The sequence below is a fragment of the Mesotoga sp. H07pep.5.4 genome, assembly GCF_003664935.1.
Taxonomy (GTDB): Bacteria; Thermotogota; Thermotogae; order Petrotogales; family Kosmotogaceae; genus Mesotoga; species Mesotoga prima.
The window spans coordinates 1-2,291 of sequence record NZ_JFHM01000005.1 but is presented as its reverse complement, the minus strand read 5'-3'; the positions used below and the strand labels follow the sequence as shown (position 1 = coordinate 2,291).

Genomic DNA, 2,291 nt, shown 5'->3' with positions numbered 1-2,291 from the left:
CAGTTCCTCCCTTTCGGTTGTCTGCACAGAGTTGGTTGACTAACCTACAAAACTGGATAACACAGTCCCTTCGCTCCACTCCCATTACAGGAGCTTCATCACTACTACGGACTGTTCCGCCCCTGAATCTGGCATCGGTACTTTCACCCTCGTGGGTCTTCCACTTGCGGCTTTTCCCTTAACATCCAGATCCAGGTTCCCAAGTTCCTAATCGAAGCCTGTACCAGGGTCACGCCACCTATATGCCGGTCACCATCTGGACAGTAAGCAGGTTTCCTCCAGACTTATCCCGGGATAGTTGCACCTCCCGGTTTAGATGACACTAGTAGTTGTTACGACACGTTCACGGTGGTTCACTTGTATTCGTCTCCTCTGGTACTCACCTGACGGGATCACTGTCCCGCCTTTTCCCGTAACGTTCACTACCATGGCTCTTTACCACAGCAGCTTACGGTGGTTTGAAGCCTCCACCTGCATGGCGGCTTCGAGGGGCCCTCCCTCATCTTCAATTAAGCATGGCTTGAAGTTTCCTTCTTCGCCTTCTTGGCACACTGCAGCAAGCAAACTTGAGGGAAAAACAGAAAAAGTGCATGTAACTACCAGCGTCAACGTATACAAGAACGGAATGTACGTGGGAATTCCAGGTACGAATGAAAAGGGAAATGAGTTTGCTGCCGCTTTGGGCGCCATATGCGGGGATGCAGATCTCCAGCTCGAGGCACTTAGGCCTTGCCGAGTTGAATCGGTCGGTATTGCAAGAGAGATGATAGACAAGGGTCTGGTCAGTGTGATCTGTGATCAAGATCTATCTGGAGTATTCATAGAAGCCACGGTGTCTAATCATAATCATTCTGTACTTTGCAGGATAACTGGCAGTCACACGAATGTAGTTTCATTAGAGATAGACGGAGAAAAGGTCCGTTCAAGTGAGAGATTCGTCCCCTCCGATGCATTAGAATTTACTCCTGAAGAGATATTTGAGTCAATTCGAGAAATCACTGAACTGGAAATCGAGAAGATCTTCGAGGGAATAGAAATGAATCTCGAGATTGCCAGATTTGGCCTTAAGAAAATGTTGCCTTCAAAAGAGACCTTCAGCTACCACGAAAACGTAAGCCTCGGATACAAGATTCGTAACTATTGTTTCGCGGCTTCGGCCGCCAGGATGTCTGGTGTTCCCCTTCCTGTGATGAGCAGTAGCGGAAGCGGTAACCAGGGAATTGTCGCCACACTTCCAGTGGCTCTAACCGGCGAGTACTTCCAAAAGAGCCGAAAAGACATTGCAAAAGCAGTAGCTTTGAGCCACCTTTTCTCTGGTTACATAAAGAACAAGCTCGGCAGAGTTGCCCCGATCTGTGGATGCGTTACAGCCGCCGGAACGGGAGCCGCTGCAGGAATTACCTATCTTCTTGGAGGAGCAAGGGAGACAATCGAACAGGCAATGCTGACTATACTATCGAGCACGACAGGCATCATGTGCGATGGTGCAAAAGAGAGCTGTTCATTGAAGGCGGGCCTTGGAGGCCAGGAAGCATATAGCTGTGCATTACTGGCAATGGACAATCTTGGAGTCAACTCAGAGCAGGGATTTATCTCCAACACTTTAGACAGGTCAATAGAAAATATCCAGGTCCTTCTTTCAAAAGGCATGTCAAAGATCGACTCCGCAATAGTTGAGGTACTTGAAAACAGAAAAAGGAAAACGAAATCCCCTGAGTGAAAGGGATGGACTATATGTCGATCCTTGAAGAAAACTCTACTTATGCAAGGCCGAAGATCAAGGAACTCTTGACGTTCTAAATGTCAATAAGAGAAATCTCCACATAATCACACATAAAATAAGGATTACCCTATACATGAAACGTTCTGTTCTTCGCGTTCTATACTTTGATCACTAAACTGAAGTTCCCCGACAGGAAATTAATGAAACGCTTTCCGAGAGAGAAAAAAGACACAATAATGTTGTGAAAACGTAGACAGTAAATGGTCAATTTGTAATTGACTTCGCTCGTTTCTTTGTGCTATTATTCTGTTATGAAGAGCAAACCTAAAGGCCTTTATTTAGCTAAGATTGTGAGTAAGTACAAGGACAGAGAATACTTCACTTATCTTCTGAGAAGAAGCTATCGCGAAGATGGTAAGGTGAAACAGCAAACCATTGCCAACCTTACTGAATTGCCGGAAGTTACTAGAGAGTTAGTCAAAGAGAGTCTCCAGGGGAGAGTCTTTCTTCCTTCCGAAGAGGCTATAGAGATCACTCGTTCGAGGGCACATGGTAATGTTGCGGTGAT

The 2,291-nt window shown here is 46.2% G+C and carries 1 protein-coding gene and 1 pseudogene; both read left to right on the top strand.

Annotated elements, in window-relative coordinates; genetic code table 11:
- Window positions 1-586: 586 nt before the first annotated feature.
- Window positions 587-1,720: a serine dehydratase subunit alpha family protein gene (locus Y696_RS03340; protein ID WP_259459840.1), complete on the top strand. Its 1,134-nt coding sequence runs from the start codon at window positions 587-589 to the stop codon at window positions 1,718-1,720.
- Window positions 1,721-2,073: 353 nt separating this feature from the next.
- Window positions 2,074-2,291, top strand: a pseudogene (locus tag Y696_RS03335) (transposase); the annotation flags it as partial.